14 protein-coding genes, 1 tRNA gene and 1 pseudogene are annotated in these 18,193 nt (G+C 43.0%); 12 read left to right on the top strand and 4 right to left on the bottom strand.

Features of this window, described 5'->3' with window-relative positions; translation table 11 throughout:
- The first annotated feature begins 77 nt into the window (after positions 1–77).
- Positions 78–704: a DUF1003 domain-containing protein gene (locus V7K44_RS03420; protein WP_334928648.1), complete on the top strand. Its 627-nt coding sequence runs from the start codon at positions 78–80 to the stop codon at positions 702–704.
- 112 nt (positions 705–816) lie between these two features.
- The gene (locus V7K44_RS03415; RefSeq protein WP_334928646.1) at positions 817–2,295 is read left to right on the top strand and encodes an alpha-amylase; all 1,479 of its coding nucleotides are present in this window, start codon (positions 817–819) and stop codon (positions 2,293–2,295) included.
- Between the two features lie 245 nt (positions 2,296–2,540).
- On the opposite strand, the gene V7K44_RS03410 is transcribed toward V7K44_RS03415, so the two are convergent.
- Positions 2,541–2,627, bottom strand: a tRNA-Ser gene (locus V7K44_RS03410).
- A 106-nt stretch (positions 2,628–2,733) separates the two neighbouring features.
- On the opposite strand from V7K44_RS03410, the gene V7K44_RS03405 reads away from it, so the two are divergent.
- From V7K44_RS03405 to V7K44_RS03375, 7 genes are all read left to right on the top strand, one after another.
- Positions 2,734–3,102: a 2Fe-2S iron-sulfur cluster-binding protein gene (locus V7K44_RS03405; RefSeq protein WP_334928644.1), complete on the top strand. Its 369-nt coding sequence runs from the start codon at positions 2,734–2,736 to the stop codon at positions 3,100–3,102.
- Positions 3,092–3,673: a thermonuclease family protein gene (locus V7K44_RS03400; RefSeq protein WP_442940656.1), complete on the top strand. Its 582-nt coding sequence runs from the start codon at positions 3,092–3,094 to the stop codon at positions 3,671–3,673. Before V7K44_RS03405 ends, V7K44_RS03400 begins: the two co-directional genes overlap by 11 nt.
- A gap of 120 nt (positions 3,674–3,793) precedes the next feature.
- Positions 3,794–4,606: an inositol monophosphatase family protein gene (locus tag V7K44_RS03395; protein WP_334928642.1), complete on the top strand. Its 813-nt coding sequence runs from the start codon at positions 3,794–3,796 to the stop codon at positions 4,604–4,606.
- 74 nt (positions 4,607–4,680) lie between these two features.
- Entirely contained in the window at positions 4,681–5,634 is a 954-nt protein-coding gene (locus tag V7K44_RS03390) for a J domain-containing protein (RefSeq protein ID WP_334928639.1), read from the top strand.
- Positions 5,634–6,848: an ATP phosphoribosyltransferase regulatory subunit gene (locus tag V7K44_RS03385; protein ID WP_334928637.1), complete on the top strand. Its 1,215-nt coding sequence runs from the start codon at positions 5,634–5,636 to the stop codon at positions 6,846–6,848. The genes V7K44_RS03390 and V7K44_RS03385 overlap by 1 nt, the downstream gene beginning before the upstream one ends.
- A 134-nt stretch (positions 6,849–6,982) precedes the next feature.
- Entirely contained in the window at positions 6,983–7,207 is a 225-nt protein-coding gene (locus V7K44_RS03380; RefSeq protein WP_334928635.1) for an indolepyruvate ferredoxin oxidoreductase subunit alpha, read from the top strand.
- 256 nt (positions 7,208–7,463) lie between these two features.
- Positions 7,464–8,192, top strand: coding sequence for an ABC transporter ATP-binding protein (locus tag V7K44_RS03375; RefSeq protein ID WP_099102504.1), 729 nt, complete (start codon positions 7,464–7,466; stop codon positions 8,190–8,192).
- A gap of 741 nt (positions 8,193–8,933) precedes the next feature.
- Here V7K44_RS03375 and V7K44_RS03370 read toward each other — a convergent pair.
- Positions 8,934–10,466 carry a SagB/ThcOx family dehydrogenase gene (locus V7K44_RS03370; protein WP_334928633.1) on the bottom strand — a complete coding sequence of 511 codons (1,533 nt, stop codon included), beginning with the start codon at positions 10,464–10,466 and terminating at the stop codon, positions 8,934–8,936.
- A 276-nt stretch (positions 10,467–10,742) separates the two neighbouring features.
- Between V7K44_RS03370 and V7K44_RS03365 the strand changes: the two genes are divergently transcribed.
- The 3 genes from V7K44_RS03365 (at position 10,743) to V7K44_RS03355 (ending at position 14,168) form a co-directional block, all read left to right on the top strand.
- Positions 10,743–11,591, top strand: a complete 849-nt coding sequence (locus tag V7K44_RS03365; protein ID WP_334928741.1) for an alpha/beta fold hydrolase — start codon at positions 10,743–10,745, stop codon at positions 11,589–11,591.
- Between the two features lie 291 nt (positions 11,592–11,882).
- Entirely contained in the window at positions 11,883–13,604 is a 1,722-nt protein-coding gene (locus V7K44_RS03360; protein ID WP_334928631.1) for a serine/threonine-protein kinase, read from the top strand.
- A 249-nt stretch (positions 13,605–13,853) separates the two neighbouring features.
- Positions 13,854–14,168: a YkvA family protein gene (locus V7K44_RS03355; RefSeq protein ID WP_334928629.1), complete on the top strand. Its 315-nt coding sequence runs from the start codon at positions 13,854–13,856 to the stop codon at positions 14,166–14,168.
- A gap of 116 nt (positions 14,169–14,284) precedes the next feature.
- Here V7K44_RS03355 and V7K44_RS03350 read toward each other — a convergent pair.
- A pseudogene (locus V7K44_RS03350) lies at positions 14,285–14,663 on the bottom strand (GxxExxY protein).
- Between the two features lie 41 nt (positions 14,664–14,704).
- Entirely contained in the window at positions 14,705–17,911 is a 3,207-nt protein-coding gene (locus V7K44_RS03345; protein WP_334928627.1) for a glycoside hydrolase family 15 protein, read from the bottom strand.
- Positions 17,912–18,193: the final 282 nt, after the last annotated feature.

The following is an 18,193-nucleotide window of genomic DNA, read 5'->3' as shown; positions in this document are numbered from 1 at the left end:
ATCGAGCAGTATTGGGATGCGATCGTCGGTGGAAGATAAGCAATAATCGAGTAACATCCAGATTCAGGAGTTGGTGCATGACCGATAACGCAGACTACACAGCGAACAGACACTTCAGTTCAGATGCTAACAAACTCAAAGAGAAAGCTTCTCGAAATCAAGTGATCGTGGCTCCATTACCAGACCCGATCGCAAAAAATATTGAAGCGATTATTTCACTTCATAACCAGGAAGTTCGAGATATTCCCGTCCACCAGCGGATACTAGAAGCGATCGCTACATTCTTTGGGCGATCGATATTTATGTATAGTTTGCTAATCATACTGGCCATCTGGATTTTTAGCAGTTTTTTCGATCGCTTTTTGCCATTCAATCTCCCCTCGTTTAGCTGGTCAGGTCAAGGCTTAGACGCAGCGTCATTGGTGATCTCAACCGGAGTACTGGTACGACAAACTCGCCAAGAAAACTTTGCCGAACAACGGGCGCAATTGATGCTACAGCTTAACCTGCTCTCCGAGCAAAAAATTGCCAAGATTATTGCTCTATTAGAAGAACTCCGTACCGATTTGCCTGATGTGATAAATCGGCTTGATTCGGAAGCGAAATCGATGCAGGAACCGGCTGATCCGATCGCAGTATTGGAAGCACTCCAGAAAAACCTGGCTGAAGAACTGTCACCCACAGAAGAAAACAATATGAGTTGAGTGCAGTTTTTAGTAGATTTTTGTTTCTATTGAAAGACAAAAAATAAAACTTAATGTACAGTCTTTGTGTCGGAAATCACAATTTATCGTAACTTTTACTAGAGGGATGCACATGGCTCAACTGAATGGTGTAATGATGCAGTACTTCCATTGGTATATCCCTCCAGATGGCAATCTTTGGAATGAATTTAAAGATAAAGTCAAAGAGTTAGCTGATGCAGGTGTTACATCTGTTTGGCTACCCCCAGCTTACAAAGGAACAGGGGGTGGCTACGATGTCGGCTATGGAGTCTATGATATATACGATCTAGGCGAGTTTGACCAGAAAGGCTCGGTTCGGACAAAGTACGGCACAAAAGACGAGTATATCGCTGCTGTTAAGGCGGCAAAAGCTGCTGGCATTCGAGTATATGCTGATGTTGTCCTTAACCACAAGTTAGGTGCAGACAAAGAAGAAGAGGTGGAAGCAACGCCTTATAATCCAGACGATCGCACCCAGCCCATCGGTGAGATGCAAACAATTAAAGTGTGGACTCACTTTACCTTTCCAGGTCGCCAAGGCAAATACTCTGATATGGAATGGCACTGGTGGCACTTCGACGCAGTTGATTACAACGTTTACAACGAAGGTGAGAACGCAGTTTATCTATTCAAAGATAAACAATTTGACGAACAGGTTGACCTGGAAAAAGGCGCTTTCGACTATCTGATGGGATGCGATCTGGATATGGAAAGTCCAGAAGTGCGCGACGAGTTGAATCGCTGGGGTGAGTGGTTTGTAGAAACCACTGATGTAGATGGCTTTCGTTTTGATGCGGTTAAACACGTTAGAGCTGGCTTTTTCCCAGAATGGCTGCAACACTGTCGCCAAAAGGCAGGTCGCGATCTTTTTGCCGTCGGTGAGTATTGGTCTTATGAAGTTGAAGCGCTGCACCATTTCATTAGCGTCACCGGTGGTGATGTGTTGCTGTTTGATGCGCCATTGCACTATAACTTTAGCGCTGCCAGCAAACAAGGCAATGACTACGATATGCGGCAGATATTTGATAATACCTTGGTACAACAGCAACCTGCTTTAGCCGTCACCTTAGTTGACAATCATGATTCTCAACCCTTGCAGTCGTTGGAATCTGTAGTGGAAGGCTGGTTTAAACCGTTGGCTTATGCGTTGATTCTACTGCGAAGTGATGGTTATCCCTGTATCTTCTATGCGGATTACTATGGTGCTAATTACAAGGATACGGGCAGTGATGGCAATGAGCATGAGATTTGGCTCGATAGTCATAAATGGATAATTGATAAATTTTTGCACGTTCGTCAAACCTATGCCTATGGCGACCAATACGATTACTTCGATCACGCCAATACAATCGCCTGGACACGCTTAGGAGATGAAGAACATCCTGGCGGTATCGCGGTTGTTCTGAGTAATGGAGGAGAAGGGACTAAGTGGATGGAAGTTGGGCAACCCAACACCACTTACATTGATATTACTGAACATATCAGCGAACCTGTGACAACGAATGATGAGGGCTGGGCTGATTTTCGATGCGATGCTGGTTCTGTTTCTGTGTGGGTTCCACAATCTTAGTAGAGGTTTTAGTAGCATTCACGCAGAAAGTTACACACTTGACAAAATACTGCTTAAAAGAGAACTTAAGCAGTATTTTTTGGATAAGCCACAACTCTTATTATTCCGTTATAAAGCAATTGAATATTGCCTAAAAAGATTCAATTTACGCAATGTTTAGTCTAAATTTCAGATATGCTTCTTACTGAACCTGACTATTTGTAGAACTATAGTTCAAACTATATATTTAGAGTTAGGTCTGAAAACGGAGAGGGAGAGATTCGAACTCTCGGAAACGTTTCCGCTTCACAGACTTTCCAGGTCTGCGCCTTAAACCACTCGGCCACCTCTCCAGGTGTCACAAGTTACGATCATACTATAGAATCCTAGAAAATGCAAAGATAAAGAAAGATATTCTAGATTGAATCTGAAAGTCCTAATCCTAAAACGCAAATCCAGATGTCCCGTACATACACAATTAAAGTTCGCGATCGCGCCACTGACAAAACATACACCCTAGAAGTGCCAGAAGACCGCTACATCCTGCATACTGGCGAAAAACAAGGGGTAGAACTACCGTTTTCCTGTCGTAACGGGGCTTGCACCGCTTGTGCTGTGAGAGTGTTATCAGGAGAAATTTACCAACCAGAGGCGATCGGCTTGTCGCCAGATTTACGTCGCCAAGGTTATGCCTTGTTGTGTGTGAGTTACCCCCGTTCTGACTTGGAAGTGGAGACACAAGACGAAGATGAAGTCTACGAACTCCAGTTTGGACGCTATTTTGCTAGGGGGAAAGTTAAAGCGGGTTTACCCTTAGATGAGGAATAAACAATTCAAAATCACCGAATTTCTGATGCCTGTAAATTTTGGTGACTGGGTGCGAAAAATAGCGATTTTGGCTTGCTTATTGCTCTTGGTGAGTTGCCAAGCTAAAAACCAACTGCCGAACAGTGAAGCCCAGGTGAAAGTAGCACGGGTAGTTAGTGGGCAAAGCTTGGAAGTGTTAGGCATGGCTGAACAACCAAATTTGATTTCCCAAGTGCGGTTAGTGGGTGTTGATGCACCAGATTTGCGACAGCGCCCTTGGGGGGAAGCAGCAAAAGAACAGTTAGAGAATCTAATTGGTGGTGTAGAACAATCGGTAACGCTGGAGTTTGATTTAGAAGCAAAAGACAAAATCGGACGAACTCTAGCTTATGTGTGGAAAAATAAGGTGTTGTTGAATGAAGAATTAGTCAAACAAGGGAATGCAATGTTTGTGGGGCGATCGCCTAACCACAAGTATGATCAGCGTTTAGAACGCGCCCAACAATGGGCTAGACTCATGGGTCAAGGAATCTGGAACCCAGAAAAGCCCATGCGTCTTACTCCCGGCGAGTTTCGCCGCCAAAATCTTTGAAGACTGGGGATTGGGGATTGGAGCAGGGGGCAGGGGGAAAATACCAAATACATCTCTTTCTTCTCTGCACCCTTCCCAATGACTAATGACTAATGACCAATGACTAATGACTAATGACTAATGACTAATCTACAAATTTTTCTAGATATTGCTACAGAAGCGGCCTTAGCTGCTGGTGCTATTTTGCAAGGTTATTTAGGTAAGTTAGAAGACGCAATTATTGAAAAAGGACGCCCTGGTGATTTAGTCACGGCTGCTGATAAAGCCTCAGAAGAGTTGATTTTAGAAATTTTGCGTCGCCATTTTCCCCAGCACTCGATCCTTGCTGAAGAATCAGGGAAATTAGGTAATCAAGAAAATGAATACCTCTGGGCAATAGATCCTTTAGATGGCACAACCAACTACGCTCATCAATACCCATTTTTCGCCGTTTCCATCGGGCTGTTAATTAATGGCGTTCCGCAAGTTGGTGTAATTTATGACCCATTTCACAATGAGCTATTCCGTGCTGCTGCTGGCTTAGGGGCAACGCGTAACCGTCAGATCATAAAGGTTTCAGCAACATCTGAACTGAGTAAAAGCCTACTAGTAACAGGATTTGCCTACGATCGCCGCGAAACCTCTGATAATAACTACGCAGAATTTAGTCATCTCACCCATCTTACCCAAGGAGTTAGACGTAGCGGTTCGGCATCGCTAGATTTGGCTTATGTTGCCTGTGGACGTGTCGATGGTTACTGGGAACGGGGACTTGCTCCTTGGGATATTGCCGCTGGGATAATTTTGGTACAAGAAGCCGGGGGCAAAATCACTGCCTACGATGGCACTGCTGTCAAAATTGAGTCAGGTAGAATTCTTGCCACAAATAGTTATATTCACGACTCTCTCAGTAACGAACTTTTACGGGTTCCACCACTGTCAGCTTGGGTGTAACAGATGGGGGCTTTCTCTACGACTTTGGGTACACTAAAAGCAATCTAACTGCTCCTTTGGTGCAAAAACTCTATATGTCTTTCAAAATAGATCGTGGACTATTTAAATATGATTTCATAGATCATCACGCAGTGCTGTGCGTTCCAGTTGATGCCGATGTTAAAGAGATTCGCAAACGCTATCTCCAAGTTGCTCGTCGTTTGCACCCAGACAGTAGTCTTACTGAAACTGCTGCTCAAAAACATCTCGGTAATGAATTGTTATCAAAGCTGGTTAACCCGGCTTACGAAAAACTTGCCGGCGATCGCACTCGCACTGAATATATTCTAATTTTGTCGCAAATTGGCAAACGTCTGCTACAAGAGTCTACTTCGGTAACTCTAAACACCGACTTGGCTAAACAGTTAGTTGAGGCGGCTAATGTCGATCATTTCTATAAAACTGCGATCGCGAAACTAGCCCAAACCCAATATGATTCTTTAGAACAAGCACTGCAAGTTATTGCCCAAGCTAGTGAGTTGAATTTAGTGTATTTAATGCGGAGTGCGGGTAAATCATCCGCAGCGTCGCCGCCACCTGCTCAACCCAAAGTCCAATCGGGTTCGCCTCAGCCAAATACACCAAAAAATACAGCACCAACACCAGCGCCACCAAAAGAAGACTTGATTGTAGAACAGTATATTCGTCGCGCTCAATCTTTGATTGACAAAAATCAATTTGCTCCAGCCAAAGTAGAATTGCAAGAGGCCCTGAAGCTAGAACCGAAAAATAGTCGCTGTCATAGCTTGATTGCAATGGTGTATTTGAAGCAAAATCAGCTAAAAATGGCCAAAATCCACTTTGACAACGCTCTAAAATTAGACCCCAGTGATGAAACCGCTCTACAATGGAAACCTAAAATAGATAAGGCTTTAGGACAACAACCTAGCGATCATAAGGTGACTTCATCCCCCAATAATGGAGATAAGCAACCAGAGAAATCTGGTAGTGGTTTGTTCGGTGGTTTGTTTGGTGGGAAGAAAAAATAATGGTGTATCAACCAGCAGCGGGAGCCAGGGATTTATTGCCCTTGGATGTGGAGAAAAAACGCTGGATTGAAGAGCGGTTACAGCAGGTGTTTCATCGCTGGGGGTATCACAGGATTATCACCTCGACTTTAGAACGGATGGATACCCTGATGGCGGGGGAAGCAATCCAGCGTCAGATGGTGATTCAACTACAACAAAATGGTGAAGATGATGAATTAGGGCTACGTCCAGAATTAACAGCATCTATTGCTCGTACTGTTGTGACTCGGATGGCTGGTGTCAGTTATCCACAACGGTTGTATTACAACGCCAATGTGTTTCGCCGCACTTGGGAAAGTAGGCATAATCGCCAGCAAGAGTTTTATCAAGCTGGGGTGGAGTTGTTAGGTACTGGCGGATTGCTGGCAAATGCCGAAGTACTGCTATTAGTCGCAGATTGTTTAACAGCATTGGGTTTGCAGGGATGGCATTTAATTTTGGGTGAGGCGGGAATTACCCGATCGCTTCTGAGTGCCTTTCCTGCTAATCTCCAAGATCGAGTTCGCAGTGCGATCGCTCATCTTGACCGCATCACCATAGATAATTTACCCCTAAGTGACAAACTGCGCGATCGCGCCCAAACCATCATGGATTTGCGCGGGCCAAGTGCAGATGTGTTGCAAAAAGTTAGTAGTCTGGATCTAGATGAAGAACAGCGAGAGGCAGTAAATAACCTGAAATCCCTAGTAGAATTACTAGAATCAGAGAAAAAATTTCCGTTAATCCTCGACCTCAGCCTGATCCAAACCATAGATTACTACACTGGTATTGTATTTGAGGTTGTCAACGATACCGAATCCCAAGCCAGAGTTTTAGGGCGTGGTGGTCGCTATGATCAGCTTTTGGGGCTATATCATCCTCAAGGAGAAAACATCCCCGGAATTGGTTTTGGACTAAGTATCGAAGATTTATACCAAGTTCTCTTGTCTACCCAGCAATTACCACAGGAAACTCCCGCGAGTGACTGGTTGGTAGCACCGGAGACAGCTAGTGCTAACGCCGCCGCCTTTGTCTACGCGCAAAAACTCAGAGATTCTACTGATTTAGTGCGAGTAGAAATTGACTTGGGGGGAAGAGATGCAGAGGCGATTCGCCAATATGCAAGCGATCGCGGCATTGCCCAAATTGCCTGGATCAAAGCTGATGGTTCACCAAAAATAGAACCATTGCGTTAGTGAGTATGGGGAAAGAGGCAGAGGGGCAGAGTGGAAAGACTTACTACAACTTCTCCCCTGCTCCCCTGCCCCCCTGCTCTCCCCTCCCCTGTTAGGCTAGAAATAGCCGATACAGAAGAGAGGGAATCGAGAATATGCCGCATACAATTGTTACAGAAGTCTGTGAAGGCGTTGCAGACTGCGTAGATGCCTGTCCAGTAGCTTGTATTCATGATGGCCCAAGCAAAAACACCAAGGGAACTGATTGGTACTGGATTGATTTTGCTACTTGCATCGACTGTGGCATCTGTCTCCAAGTTTGCCCAGTAGAAGGGGCGATTCTTGCAGAAGAACGACCAGAGTTGCAAAAAACTCCGTAATAGTCCATAGTCAACAGTCAACAGTCAATAGTCAATAGTCAATAGTTATGTTTGACTTGACCGTGCCAATTTTAGATTTTAGATTTTAGATTTTAGATTATTCCGGTTCATGCCCCGCGCTAAGTCAAGCGGAACAAATCCAGAATCCAAAATTTAAAATCATTTTGCCCCGTACCCTACTTCGACTACGCTCAGTACAAGTTGTGGTCGGGGTCAATCCAAAATCCAAAATTTAAAATCCAAAATCGATTGACCAATGACAAATGATTATTTATTAGAAGTTCAAAATGTTCACGCTGGATACATCAAAGATGTAGATATCCTGCAAGGTGTGAATTTTCAGGTTGCACCAGGGGAATTGGTGACAGTGATTGGCCCCAACGGTGCAGGTAAATCTACTTTGGCAAAAGCAATTTTTGGGCTTTTGATCCCCCACACAGGCACAATTACCTTTAAAGGTGAAAATATCGTGGGGCTAAAGTCCAATCAAATTGTCCAACGAGGAATGTGCTACGTACCGCAAATCGCCAATGTTTTCCCCTCCCTCAGTGTTGAAGAGAATTTGGAGATGGGTGCTTTTGTGCTTAACGTTCCCTTGAAGCCAATTAAAGATAAAATATTTACTATGTTTCCCAGACTAAGCGATCGCCGTCGTCAACGCGCTGGCACTCTCTCTGGAGGAGAACGCCAGATGCTAGCGATGGGCAAAGCTTTGATGTTGGAACCTGGTTTGCTGATTTTAGATGAGCCATCTGCTGCTTTGTCGCCGATTTTGGTGACACAAGTGTTCGAGCAGATTAAACAAATTAATCAGGCAGGTACTGCGATCGTATTAGTAGAACAAAATGCCCGTAAAGCTTTAGAGATGGCTAATCGTGGGTATGTATTAGAATCGGGACGTGACGCGATCTCCGGTCCTGGTGAAGAATTGTTGAATGACCCGAAAGTGGGTGAGCTATATCTGGGAGCAGGTAAGAGACATTAACCCTTTTTTATCACTCTTGCCCCATTCAACATAACACCAGCTTAATATCGGAGCTTCACCAGTCTATAGCGATGACTAGGTTGGGCTGCGCCGACGCTATCTATAACTAATACAAAAGCCATAACACTACCTGCCACTGCCGCGACCGTCGTTTTCGATGCTCAAAGAATTCTCCCTAATAATCCGTTTCTAATCACATCTACAGCTAGTCGAGAGGCAAAACAGGACATTCATTCAGGAAAAACTGACTAAAACGTAAATTACCCGGATTTACCAAAATCCCCATTCGCAATTCGCAATTCTGAATTACGTCATGGATAGGTATTTAGACCCCAACCAGAAATTAAATGTATGGGTATCCCAAAATATATCGGTCGAATTAAAGAATCTGGAGGGACTTATTCGCCGTCATAGCAGTTTTTATATTGGATTATATGGATGGATATGGAAGATTCCTACGAGTTAGTTGCCGAATTATTGATACTAAGTCCTAACAAGCACCAGTACTAAGCTAAAAAACATCTAATTTGCATAATCGAATTAAATATAACTCTTGTGGGATGGGCATCTTGCCCGTCCAGTATATGCAATTTAAATGTGGAACATTACCAACAAGGACAAAGAGCGATGAGGCTTATTTTATCTGCATCCTAGCCCCAGTTGTAGCCCCTTAAGATTGCACAGAGACGTAAAGAACAGAGAAAGAAATTCTCTGGATTCTCCGCGTCTCTGGGATTATTTTTATCTTGGGCGTCCCAGTGTAGTGATATATAAAACAGCTTCATCAGTAGGAATGCCTAAAACTTCATTTACTTGATCGTCAAAGAATCCACCGATACCACTGACGCCTACATTCAGGTGCATTGCTGCTAAATTCAGGCGTTGCCCCAAATGACCCGCATCCATGTGCAAGTAACGGTAAACGCGATCGCCATATTGTGCGATCGCAGCTTTCAAATCGGCTGTATGAAATAACACTGCTGCTGCATCCCGCCCTAATTCTTGTCCTAAACAGAGAAAATGTAACTCTCGCCGAAAGTTTTTAAACCGGATTTGGCGTAATTCTTGGGCTTTGGGTGCGTAATAGTAACAACCTGCCTCCAGTCCTTTGACTCCGCAAACAGCAATGAATGTTTCGATTAAATTTAGATCGAAGTAGTCTGGAGAAATATCTAAGCTTTGGTCGATGTAATTTTGCGGTTGGTAAGTGAAATCGAGTAAACTTTTCAATTCATCGAAGCTTAAATCATCACCATTGTAAGCGCGGGTAGAGCGTCGCTTATACATAGTGATTTCCAGTTCTGATAGTTTTTGTCCCCAGTTTATCGGTGCGGTGATAGTGGGAATTTTTAAACAGAAAGGAAAATTGTATTTATCCTCCAAAGATTTTTCTTGTTTAATAGTTGGTAGATTAAGATTACCAGTTACACCCGATTGGATCTCGGTGTGTCGATGGAAATATGTTAGTAATTCGCCATCAGGGATTTGAGGATAACTGGTTTCAGTCGCAGAAGGTAAAGCAGTACATCCCAATGGTAAATTTTGATTAACATCTAACAAGTCTGCCAGAGGTAAGACAGCGATCGCACCTTCTTGTTGCGGATCGACATAAAGCAGATCGTTGACCGATTCATCCACAAAGCCGCCGATTAAATGGGGGCGATAATCAGTAATCGCACCAGCTAGCTCGATATTACCCAACAGATGTCCCGTATCCAGAAAAATCCGCCGATAAGCCCGATCTTCATAGCGCCACTCAGAACGGTAGAAAACCGCAGTCACAATAATTGCTAATTGGGTATTTTCTAAAGAAGGATGCCAGAAACAAGCTGCTTGGAGAGTTTGCCAAACATCACTTTCCCAATAATGCATGAGAGAATGAGTTCGACATTGGTAGTTATATAGACCAGGTGGCAATAACGACGTACCACGGGAAACCACATACACCTCGGCAGGGTATAATCCGCCTGCACTGGGAGCAGCGCGTAAATACACTGCACTACCCATAGAAGGCATTTTCGCCGTCAATCCATAACTGCGAAACAATAGCCGTGAAAGTCTTTGCCACCATTGAGCATCTGGATTATTAGCATAAGCCTCTGCTTTTTCTTGGATATAGGGTTTGAGATCAAAAGTAGAGCCAATTTTATACTCTTTAAAGGGTACTGGCTGTTTAGTCCAGTCTAACCGCTGACTTTTGGAAGCGAGAGTCTCAGGGTTGTATTTAGTCCGTTCGTGATAATGCTGGGCAATCGATTGGTGTAATTCTGGCATAGTACTTTTAATATCCTTGGGGCATCCTTTTCTTGATCTTGGCATTCATTAGCCTCATTATTTCGTGTCAATTGGTACAATCCTCAGAGTCATAAAGTGGTAAATGGTAACAATTGGATTGGGCATGGGATAAGGGGCAGAGGGGAAAAACTTACTACAACTTCTTTTCTCCCCTGCTCCCCTGCCTCTTATCCCATGCTCCCCTACTCCCCTGCTCCCCATCTTCTTTCGCAGTACTATATAAACGCAAAACTATCTAAGCTTGGATGTGCAATGATGCCTGTACGTCAAACTTTATCAAAGCCTGATATCCAACTTTCTTATTTAGAATGGAATCAAGGTCAAGAACCTTTACTGCTGTTACATGGCTTAGGCGACCATGCTTTGGTGTGGTCTAGTTTAGGAGATTACTTGGCGGCGGACTATCACATAGTTGCGCCAGATATGCGCGGACATGGCCAAAGTAGTAAACCAGAGATAGATTATAGCTTTGAGAGTGCGATCGCAGACCTTGAAGCACTCATGGATAGTCTTGGATGGACTTTTGCCCATATTGTAAGTCACTCGTGGACAGGCAAATTAGCCGCCATCTGGGCAAGACAAAACCCAAAGCGTTTACGGAGTATAATTCTCGTCGATCCGATTTTTATCTGGAAAATGCCCAGTCTTTTCAGGGTAACTTTCCCAATGTTATATCGCTTCTTGCCTTTTCTTAAAAGTATGGGGCCCTTTGCCAGTCAGGAACAAGCGGAACAACAAGCACGGCAATTAAAGCAATATCAAGGATGGAGTTCCTTACAGCAGCAAGTCTTCCAAGCAGGAATAGAACAAAAACCCGATGGGAGTTGGGGCAGCAAATTTACCATAGCCGCCCGCGACGGTATTTTTGAGGCAGTGATGCAAGTGCCCGGTTTTACAATTCCCCTTGACACCCCTGCTCTCTTCATCCAGCCAAAACAAGGACTAAACCGCCAAAATTGGCAAATTCAACCTTACAAAGCCTATCTTCAAAACTTACGTATCTGCCAAGTTCCCGGCAATCATTGGCCATTTTTGACACAACCAGAGGCATTTAACCAAACTGTGGCAGCTTTCTTGGCAGAACACAGATCAAAAATCTCATGATTATTTAGACGGGATTAGTCATACAGCAACAGAAGAATTAATAGGAGCGGATGTCTAGGGGAATCGGGCATTGGGAATTGGGCACTTGTACTGAGTTTCGACTGCGCTCAACTACCGCGTTCGCATAGCGTCTCGTAGAGAAGCCGTTGGCGCAGCCTCTCCAAGAGTTGTATTGGTCATAAGAGGCAGAGGTGCAGAGGGGAAAACTTACTGCAATTTCTCCCTTGCTCCCCTGCTCCCTTGCTCCCCTGCTCCCCTGCTTCCCCACTCCCCACTCCCCACTCCCCTGTCATGAGCCTTTGTATCAACCCTGTTTGCCCTAAACCAAATCACCCGAATAATCATCAAAACCGCTTTTGTCAAAGTTGTGGTTCCCATCTAGAATTGCTAGGGCGTTATCGGGTGACGTGCCTGTTGAGTGAGAAAACAGGTTTTAGTAAAGTTTATGAGGCATACGAGCAAGATACCCCTAAAATTATCAAGATACTCAAAAAAGATTTATCAGGCGACGCCAAAGCAGTAGAACTATTTCAGCAAGAAGTAACGGTGTTGGGACAATTTAAGCATCCCGGAATTCCCAAAGAAGATAGTTACTTCCAGTATCAAACCCGAAATGGTTTAGTGTTGCATTGCATTGCAATGGAAAAAATCGATGGCTACAACTTAGAACAGTGGCTACAGCAGCAAAATAGCCCCATATCCCAAGAACAAGCCATAGACTGGTTAAGACAGTTGATAGAAATTTTAGATGTAGTACATAGCAACCAGTACCTACATCGAGATATTAAGCCATCTAACATCATAATTAGATCCCCCCTTGAGCAGGGTTGGGGGAATCTAGTACTAATTGATTTTGGCACCGCCAGTGAAATTAATAAAACCTACCAAGAGCAACTAAGCAATGGCGACAAGATGACAGCACTTATGTCATCTGGCTACAGCGCCCCAGAACAAATGAATGGTCAAGCAGTACCGCAGTCAGATTTCTTTGCTTTGGGACGCACTTTTGTATTTTTGCTGACAGGGTATCATCCTTTGGAGATGTATGATGTCCAGCAAAATTTGTTGCACTGGCAAAATCATGCTACCCATATTTCACCCTTACTATTGAATTTAATTGATTGCCTAACAGCGTCAGATATAGAAAAACGTCCTGCTAGTACTGAAGAAATTTTGCATTCCCTAGAAGAAATCGAAACTCAATTAACAGACACGACTCCGACAAATAATAATATACTAGAATCTTCTAACCTTGAACATTTACGTGTAGATACTAATCAAAACTCATTACCTCCAAGTAAGCAGCCGGAAAAAGTGCCGCTATTGGCATTTTTTGCAGTTCTATTACTAGTATTAGGATTGCTTAGTATAGTGGCTTTAGCCACGCGAAAATCAGATTTTTCTGAAACATCTTATTACAGACAATATCCAGAAAAAAAAGGTAATATTGATTACTTTTCTTATCAAGAAGGTAGGGACAGTCAAGGAAGGATAGCCGAGTTTAATATAGCGGTTTTATCACTAAAATATAAATGGCTTTTAGGTAGCAACTTTCAAATTAAATACAATGATGAAATTATTAGTGTTGACCTTTTGAAGTTGAACTTAGAACAAGAAGGTATAGAGAAGATAATGGAAGCTCCCAACGAGCTTATCTCTGTTGGTACAGCTTCTTGCAAAGGTGATAGATTAATTCAAGAACGTGTGGCTTTAGAACGTTCTAAACAAATACAACTTTTGGCTAAAAAATTATTTATTAATACACCAAGTGTCAAAAATTATCGCTTATTGAATTTGGGCCAATTTCAACGTAGTGATTGTCAGGCAAATCAGGATTTAACTACATATCAGACAAGTGTGATAATTATTGGGGTTAAAAGAGAATCATCAGGTGTCATTCTTGACGAGGCGCTAAGAAATAGGTTAGAAAAGAAGCCTTTTGCTGATTTTAAATTAGAAGATTATTCTTTGGGATCTGCACAGAAGTTTAAGACTATACCGAGCAATTTATAAAATCTCTAGCAAAATAAAATCAGTCTATAGGCATATCTCTTATGGCTAGAACAGCAGATATCAGCACTCATCGATTAATCAGCCCTATAAACAAACAACTGTTGCCTGTTTAAGATGAACCCGCTACCTACTTATTTGTCTTTGTTGACAAATTACTAGTAGCGTCTTCCAGACTAACTAGGACGGTTATTCGCACCGTGAGTTTTTAGGATGATTTGTCAAAATTAAAGATAACTGGAGGTTCAAAATATGAAATTTTCAATCCAATCACTTTACGCCTGGTATCGCAGTGTGCTTCGTAACCCTAAATACCGTTGGTGGGTAATTTTAGGAACGTTGGTCTATTTGGTCAGCCCATTTGATATTCTCCCAGATTTTATACCCGTTGCGGGACAGATTGATGATGTTTTCCTTTTGACTCTGCTAGTTAGTGAAGTGTCTGGGCTAGTGATTGAAGGCTGGAAAGCTCGTAAGGGTGAGGTGGGTGCTGAAGTACCTAATACTACTGAGGGTTCTACCTCTAGTGGAAGCACCATTGATGTTGATGCTGTTTCTGTTAAGTAGTTTTAATAAAACCCCTGCTTTTGGAGTCTTAGGTGGGGGATATTTTTTTTCAACGCAAAGGAACGCGGAGGGAAGCGCAGAGGTTCGCGGAGGATGAGAGGGAGTAAGAGGAGGGGTTAGAGGTTGTTGGCTACGCGTTTAATACCTTCTTTGAGGTGGAGGACGTTAACAGTTAAGGAGAAGACCTAGTTTGCAGTTTGCGAGTTTGAGATAGGTTAGGAGTTGAACTGAGTGAATTGGGTGGAAGGACTCTACAGATTTAATCTCTACAATTACTTGGTTTTCGACAATCAAATCTAATCGATAAACACATTCCAATTGCACATCTTGATAAACCAAAGGCAATGAAATTTGCTTACCAACATTCAATCCAGCTTTCTTCAACTCATAATCCAAGCACTCCTCATAAGCCGACTCCAACAAACCAGGCCCCAAAGCACTATGCACCCTCATAGCACAACCAATAATCACCCCACTCAACTCATTCTCTCTCATCCTCTGCGCTCCTCTGCGTTTCCCTTTGCGATCCTTTGCGTTTAAAAATCTTTCACAAATTCCGTCAAGAACCTGAATGCCTTCAAAATATAACTAGCGCAATCTCTAGGAGAAGTATTGTAAAACGATCGCCACGCACTTGCCTTATCCTCATCATACCGATCGCTGCGTTGACTATGATTCTCTAACCACGCCAATCGCACTGCATGGCCAATCAACACATCCAACACGATATATTCTTCAATTTGCAACTTGGGATTATTGGCAGCGATCGCAGCTAATTCGATTAATGCTTCAATATTAACTTGGCGATATTCTGTAGCTTCAATTTTATTCAGCAAATGCTCAACTAACAGCGCAAAATTTCTTTCCCCCGCTGTCATTTCTGACAGCATTATCTCACTATCTAAACGATTGCGGCGCTCTAGTTTATCGCCAATTACTAGACCCTTGCAATGTTGCATTAATAGCCAAACTTGCTTAAAAAATTCTTTTGGTACTCGCCCCGTCGCACCTTCAGCTTGGCGAAACCGTCGCCAACCACCCGGCGGAACTTCTATCCCTTCGGCGATTCCTGGTAATACCACCCAAGCAATATCACTTTCTTTTTGTTTTACGTGCAGTGATTCTTGCTGGCGTAACAGGTTACTCATGCCAGTATATCCAGTTAATACCTGACGCAAGCGCACTTTAACTTCAAAGGGTGAAAGTTGCATTAAGTAATCGTAAGCTTCATCTTGAGTAAGGTGTAATTCCCGCGCTAATTCGCTGGTTATTAGCAGGATGAGATAGCCGACTCTCAAGGTTAGTAGTCCTTGAAATAGTTCGGGTTCTGAGCGAATTAAGATGCCAAGATAGATTAAAATCTCTTGAGTGAGGACGCGATCGCGGATATCTTCACGACAAAAATGGTTAATTTTATCGGCAATCTCATCGTGGGACATGGGTACGCTAATCAAGGATGCTTCGCTGTAAGCTTTACCCACAGCAATTTGCTTACCCCTTACCAAGATACTCGTTACTGCATCTGATAGGCTGATATCAACCATTTGCCGTAACCCAGCAGCCCGACGTACTACTGCCCAAATGCCTAAATCTCCAGCTTTGGTGTAAACTTCATCTAGTAAATCCCCTACAGTGATAGGATATCCTGGGCCGCCATATCCTGTATCAAATTGCATTCCCTGCAAGCGAGTCAAAGTTTGCAATAACTCAATTTGCTCGTAAATATTCTCTGATGAACGCAAATAAGAAAGCAATAATCCGAAGTTAGTTTCATACTCCATTTTAAATTCTTGGGTATGTCCTAAACGCCAGCTTTTCTCAGGATGATAAGCTAGATAATAGCAACGTAGGCTAGCATTTTTAACTGGCGATCGCGAAAATTCTGCATTTGGAAGAAAATCAATTCTTTGGATTCCGGCTGTCAGCATTAACTGATTTAGCCGCCCTAATTTCACCCGCACACCGTTACAAACACCATCTTTCAGTTCTTTCATCAGTTCTAATAATGCTTCCGAACCTGCCTCTAACATGGTGTGCGTCAACATTAAAGTTAAGGTAGGACGACCTAAATCGCTCCAATATTTTTGAATATAAGCTAGTTCGCTTCTAATTTGATCTAGTAGAAAATGGTAATCAAGGGTTAAGTAAAACTGTTGAGAATCTGAAAATGAAGGCAAAAATACAATTGTTTCACCGCTAATCCGAAAAATTCTAGATGTTGTTAAACTCCGCAGCCGCCGCACTGGCCGCCCAGTTAAACCAAGTTTGTTGTTACGTCCAATTTGGGTATAAATAGCTGAGAATTCTCCAGCTTTTCTCACCTGAATCGGTTCTACTTGAGTAGGTGTTTGTGCTTCAATTCCGTGAACTTCTAGTTTTTTCTGTAAATCTTCATCTTCTGCTAATAAAGCAATTTGTACCAATGCATCGCGCTGTTTGCCCACACACAAATGTCTTCCTAAAGGGTCGATATCACCAACCGCCAGCAACCCTTCACTCAACATTTCACCGAGAAAATATAAACTCTGCGCCCACACCAAAGGAATATTTTCATTGAACAAACGTGGCTGCGTTTGGGGTGCTAACTTTTCTGCTTCTATGTTTTCGGCTGGAACATAATAAAGTTCTGGTAATAAACGCAAGCCATTTTGTTCTATGAGTAATGATTCTAAAAGCTCTTGGTATTTTTTAACTTGTTCTTGTTCGCCACGAAATAATCCATCTAGAACTAAATAAGTGAAAAATAACGGCCATTCGCATTCAATATGCTCAAATTGCTTGAGTTCCCACGGTTCGTAGTGCAAACGCTGGCTATCTTCTAAAACAGTTTGGTGTCCATCACGCAAAAAGCGTTTGCAGCCGTATTTACCTGCGAGTTTATTGATAATATCGTTTAAAGTGCGATCGCGTAACTCCAAATCTTCCACTGCAAAGGCTGGATAACTAATAATGCTCAACAGCGCCGCATCAATTTCTTTGGAACCAGATTCCCTTGGTAATAAGGATTCTAGAGTAATTCGGGCGCGGGCGATTTCATCTGGTAGCACATGAATCACCGATGCTTGACTACCACGCACACCAAACAAATCTAGTCCGTTGATAGCTTCTAAAGCAGCTTTTGCCATGCCTACAGAACTGGCATTTAACTCAGCACTACCACGATTAATTTTATTCCCACGTTCCCAAATGCCATAATCTGGTGTGCGGTAAGCTCGTCCAATGTAGTAAACCAAATTTTGGACGAAATTTACTTCATCAATGGTATAAATTATTTGCAATCCCGCAGCCGTCATTTGCCCCAACATCAGCAAAAATATAGATGTGGCATCAAGTTGCAAATGTCCCCATTCATCATCACCAACAACAATGTCACCAGTGGCGGTATTATATTTCGCGTGCAGTCCATCTAGTAGCGACTGAGTATGTTTAAATGTCTCTACTTTATGAGCCTGTCGCATCATTGCAAACAACAACCCGCGCATCAGTTTGATGACACTGTGTTCTAGTTCATAAGTGCGTCCTTCGTCGTCGTCAATCTTGCGGTATGCAAGTCCTAAACCCCAAACTGCCAAAATACTGTAAACATTGTCTCGCACCCAGGCATCAGTATAATCGCCGTGGGCTGTAATTGCTGTACTCGCAGGTAGTAAACCAGTAATCGGATTTTGCCGAGTCAGGATAATCGTTTTAATTTGCTGGTAGTAATAGTCTAGACGAGCTAGCAATTTGGTAGATGTTTTCATGATTTGGTTCAGAACTACTTGCAAAATTCGACCCTGTGACTGTGAACTGAATTACCTAAACCAAGTCAGAATAAGTTCTGTAATGGTTGATGGGACAACAGCTAAGGGTGGTGTGAGCTTATTATTATCTCCTGTTAATACGCTTCTGGGTACTGAATTTTAGTGATTTTATTTCGGCGTGGCACTGGCGAAATAGTGAAAAATTGGGGAGATTTTTGGGTGTGGTCAGAATTACGTGCTATTGAGTCCAATCTAGGGGATATGAGCTAGTATGCTAGCAGA

It is taken from the genome of Nostoc sp. (assembly GCF_036917235.1).
Lineage (GTDB): Bacteria > Cyanobacteriota > Cyanobacteriia > Cyanobacteriales > Nostocaceae > Nostoc.
The sequence above is the reverse complement of the archived record's forward strand: the minus strand, read 5'-3'. Positions and strand labels throughout refer to the sequence as shown.

Bases quoted from the DNA above. Each gene is read 5' to 3' on its own strand.
- V7K44_RS03420 (WP_334928648.1), top strand. From the start codon at position 78: ATGACCGATAACGCAGACTACACAGCGAACAGACACTTCAGTTCAGAT.
- V7K44_RS03360 (WP_334928631.1), top strand. From the start codon at position 11,883: ATGAGCCTTTGTATCAACCCTGTTTGCCCTAAACCAAATCACCCGAAT.
- V7K44_RS03400 (WP_442940656.1), top strand. From the start codon at position 3,092: ATGAGGAATAAACAATTCAAAATCACCGAATTTCTGATGCCTGTAAAT.
- V7K44_RS03355 (WP_334928629.1), top strand. From the start codon at position 13,854: ATGAAATTTTCAATCCAATCACTTTACGCCTGGTATCGCAGTGTGCTT.
- V7K44_RS03370 (WP_334928633.1), bottom strand. From the start codon at position 10,466: ATGCCAGAATTACACCAATCGATTGCCCAGCATTATCACGAACGGACT.
- V7K44_RS03345 (WP_334928627.1), bottom strand. From the start codon at position 17,911: ATGAAAACATCTACCAAATTGCTAGCTCGTCTAGACTATTACTACCAG.
- V7K44_RS03380 (WP_334928635.1), top strand. From the start codon at position 6,983: ATGCCGCATACAATTGTTACAGAAGTCTGTGAAGGCGTTGCAGACTGC.
- V7K44_RS03390 (WP_334928639.1), top strand. From the start codon at position 4,681: ATGTCTTTCAAAATAGATCGTGGACTATTTAAATATGATTTCATAGAT.
- V7K44_RS03415 (WP_334928646.1), top strand. From the start codon at position 817: ATGGCTCAACTGAATGGTGTAATGATGCAGTACTTCCATTGGTATATC.
- V7K44_RS03385 (WP_334928637.1), top strand. From the start codon at position 5,634: ATGGTGTATCAACCAGCAGCGGGAGCCAGGGATTTATTGCCCTTGGAT.
- V7K44_RS03375 (WP_099102504.1), top strand. From the start codon at position 7,464: ATGACAAATGATTATTTATTAGAAGTTCAAAATGTTCACGCTGGATAC.
- V7K44_RS03405 (WP_334928644.1), top strand. From the start codon at position 2,734: ATGTCCCGTACATACACAATTAAAGTTCGCGATCGCGCCACTGACAAA.
- V7K44_RS03365 (WP_334928741.1), top strand. From the start codon at position 10,743: ATGCCTGTACGTCAAACTTTATCAAAGCCTGATATCCAACTTTCTTAT.
- V7K44_RS03395 (WP_334928642.1), top strand. From the start codon at position 3,794: ATGACTAATCTACAAATTTTTCTAGATATTGCTACAGAAGCGGCCTTA.